Consider the following 3674-nt stretch of genomic DNA (forward strand, 5'->3'; position numbering starts at 1 on the left):
GGTCGATCCGCCCGTGATTGTGCGTCGCCGTGATGTCGGGGCGCTGCTCGTCGTTCTCGTCAGTCATGTTCTCTTCTGTCTTCTACCCGTGGGAGGTCTGGATCGTCTCGACTGGCTTCGCTCGCCGGGCGACCGCGAGGTCGCACCCGGGGGCGGCGGCGGCCGTCAGATGTCCAGGAACCTCACGTCCTTCGCGTTGCGCTGGATGAACGAGCGGCGCGACTCGACGTCCTCGCCCATCAGCACCGAGAAGATCTCGTCGGCCGCGGCCGCGTCGTCGATCGTGACCTGACGCAGCGTCCGGGTCTCGGGGTTCATCGTGGTGTCCCACAGCTCGTGATCGTTCATCTCGCCGAGGCCCTTGTAGCGCTGGATGCCGGCGTCCTTCGGCAGGCGCTTGCCGGCGGCGGTGCCCTCCTTGATCAGCGCGTCGCGCTCGCGGTCGCTGTACACGTACTCGTGCGAGGCGTTCGACCACTTCAGGCGGTACAGCGGCGGCATCGCGAGGTACACGAAGCCCGCCTCCACGAGGCCGCGCATGTAGCGGAACAGCAGCGTCAGCAGCAGCGTCGTGATGTGCTGGCCGTCGACGTCGGCATCCGTCATCAGGACGATCTTGTGATAGCGCGCCTTGCCGATGTCGAACTCCGGCCCGATGCCCGTGCCGAAGGCCTGGATCATCGCCTGGACTTCCCTGTTGCCCAGCGCCTTGTCGATGCGCGCCCGCTCGACGTTGAGGATCTTGCCGCGCAGCGCGAGGATCGCCTGCGTGTGCGGGTCGCGACCGCCGACCGCCGATCCGCCGGCGGAGTCTCCCTCGACCAGGAAGATCTCGGAGATCGACGGATCCTTCGACGTGCAGTCCTTGAGCTTGTCCGGCATCGCCGCGGACTCGAACACGCTCTTGCGACGCGCCGTCTCGCGGGCCTTGCGGGCGGCGAGACGCGCGGTGGCGGCGTCGATCGCCTTGCGGATGACGTTCTTCGCCTGCGCGGGGTTGCGCTCGAACCAGTCGGCGAGCTGGTCGCCCACCACCTTCTGCACGAAGGCCTTCGCCTCCGTGTTGCCGAGCTTGGTCTTGGTCTGGCCCTCGAACTGCGGCTCCGACAGCTTCACCGAGATCACGGCCGTGAGACCCTCGCGCACGTCGTCGCCCGTGAGGTTGTCGTCCTTCTCCTTGAGGAGGTTGTTCGCGCGGGCGTACTTGTTGACGAGCGTCGTGAGCGCGGCGCGGAAGCCCTCCTCGTGCGTGCCGCCCTCGTGCGTGTTGATCATGTTCGCGTAGGTGAAGACGTTCTCGCTGTACGAGGTGGTCCACTGCATCGCGATCTCGACCGACATCCGGCCGTCCGCCTGCTCCTGCTCGAGCACGATGATGTCCTCGTTGACGCGCTCGGCCTTGCGCAGGTTGTTGAGGTACTCGACGTAGTCGACGAGGCCGCGCTCGTAGAAGAAGACGTTGTGGCGCTTGACCATCTCGGTCGAGCCGTCCTCGCGCTCGACTTCCTCGGCCGAGTCTGTCCGCTCGTCGTACAGCTCGATGCGCAGGCCCTTGTTCAGGAACGCGGTCTGCTGGAACCGCGTGCGCAGCGTCTCGTAATCGAAGTCGACGCCCTCGGTGAAGATGTCCGGATCCGGCCAGAACGTGATGGTGGTGCCGGTCTCGCCGGTCTCCTCACCCTTCTCGACCGGCGCGAGCGGCACGCCGCCGCCCTGGAACGACTGGCGCCACACGTGGCCCTGGCGCTTGACGACCGCGTCGAGGCGGGTCGAGAGCGCGTTCACGACGGACGATCCGACGCCGTGCAGGCCTCCGGAGACCGCGTACCCGCCGCCGCCGAACTTGCCACCGGCGTGCAGCACCGTCAGCACGACCTCGAGCGTCGACTTGCCCTCGGTCTTGTGCAGGTCGACGGGGATGCCGCGGCCGTTGTCGACGCAGCGCAGTCCGCCGTCCTCCAGCAGCGTCACGACGATCGTGTCGCAGTAGCCGGCGAGGTGCTCGTCGACCGAGTTGTCGACGATCTCGTACACGAGGTGATGCAGTCCGCGCGGGCCCGTCGAGCCGATGTACATGCCGGGGCGCTTGCGGACGGCCTCGAGACCCTCCAGGACCTGAATGGCGTCTGCGCCGTAGTCTCCCCCGACCTTCTTCCCGTTCTGGGATCCGTTCGCGGTCGGATCAGTCGGCGCGTTCTGCTCGTCCTGGTTGTCCATCGTCATGTGAGAAGGCGCTCCACATCTGTATTCGGGTGCACCGCCATCCTATCAAGCGGGAGGGATCGGACTGCCCGTGACAGGCCCACAGACGCACGAAAAGTGATCGGGTGACCCCGGGACGTGGGCTAGCCGTAGGTATCGCGCGGGCCGCGCCCTGGAATCGATCTGCGACCCCATTTCCAGGTGGGGACGTCCGGCCCCACGAAGCGCACCGACGACACGCCGGCGTCCGGGTACCGCGTGACGATCTGCGTGAGGATCTCGGCGCGCATGTACGACAGGTTCTTCGCCCATGCGGTCGAGTCGCACTGGATCGTGAGCATGCCGTCCGTGAGCGACACCGGGCTGGCGTGCTGCGCGGTCTCGGCGCCCGCCACGTCCTCCCACTGGCGCACGAGGTCCTCCCGCGCCAGCTGCGGGGCCCATCCGTGCGCGGTGGTGAGCTTGTCGAGCGCATCGCCGAGCGATCCCGGGTCACGCCCGGGAGTGAACGGCTGGTTCTCGTCGTCGTCGGATCGACGCCTCTTGTTGCGCCACTGCGCGCGTCGGCTCGGCTCCAGCCCGCGCAGCCGCAGGTAGGTGGCGATGGTCTCGGGGATCTCGTCGCCCGTCATCCCTCGCCTCCCGCCGGTTCGAGCGGATGCTCGGAGAGCGGGCCGAGGACCCGACCGGCCTCGATGCGGACGGCGTTGGCGCGCAGCGCCTCGGGCACATCGCCCGCCACCGCGGCCGTCACGACGACCTGCTCGTAGTCGGCGACCACGCCGGCCAGGCGCGCGCGGCGGTCGGCGTCGAGCTCGGCGAACACGTCGTCGAGGATCAGCACGGGATCGCCGCCGGGCGACTCGGCGCGCAGCAGCTCGGCCGACGCGAGGCGGAGCGCGAGCGCGACCGACCACGACTCGCCGTGGGAGGCATACCCCTTCACCGGCAGACCGCGCACCCGCAGGACGAGGTCATCGCGGTGAGGGCCGACCAGCGTGAGCCCGCGGTCGAGCTCGGCCGCGCGCTTGTCCGCGAGCGCCGCCCGGAACAGCTCCGCCGTCGCACCCGCCCCGATGTCCTGGTGGTCGTCGCCCTCCTCGGGGTCGCCGCCGCGCACCGACAGCGCCCACTCGAGCTGCGGACGGTGATCCTCTCCCGCGATCGCGGCGTACGCCGCCGAGACCGGCGCGCTGAGATCCTGCGCGAGTCGCGTGCGGGCGTCGATGATCTCGGATCCGAGAGCGACGAGCTTGTCGTCCCACACGTCGAGCGTCGGCAGCTGCGCCGCCTTGAGACCGCGCGCCCGCGCGGACTTCAGCAGCGCGGTGCGCTGGCGGAGCGTGCGGTCGTAGTCGGCGAGCACCGCCGACATCCGCGGCGTGCGCTGGATCAGCAGCTGGTCGGCGAACCGGCGGCGCGATGACGGATCGCCACGCACGATCTGCAGATCCTCGGGAGCGAACAGGACG

The 3674-nt window shown here is 69.1% G+C and carries 3 protein-coding genes; all 3 read right to left on the reverse strand.

What is annotated here, in order from left to right; translation table 11 throughout:
- Window positions 1-165: 165 nt before the first annotated feature.
- A complete protein-coding gene (gene gyrB, locus RIF89_RS12075; RefSeq protein ID WP_375294478.1) occupies window positions 166-2223 on the reverse strand; it encodes a DNA topoisomerase (ATP-hydrolyzing) subunit B in 2058 nt (685 codons plus the stop codon).
- A 122-nt stretch (window positions 2224-2345) separates the two neighbouring features.
- Complete coding sequence (locus RIF89_RS12080; protein WP_309069353.1) at window positions 2346-2834, reverse strand: DciA family protein; 489 nt, start codon at window positions 2832-2834, stop codon at window positions 2346-2348.
- Window positions 2831-3674: DNA replication/repair protein RecF (gene recF, locus RIF89_RS12085; protein ID WP_309069354.1), on the reverse strand; the 844-nt coding region annotated here is incomplete at its 5' end. The genes RIF89_RS12080 and recF, both read right to left, overlap by 4 nt.

The sequence above is a fragment of the Microbacterium sp. genome (assembly GCF_031178525.1).
Lineage (GTDB): Bacteria > Actinomycetota > Actinomycetes > Actinomycetales > Microbacteriaceae > Microbacterium.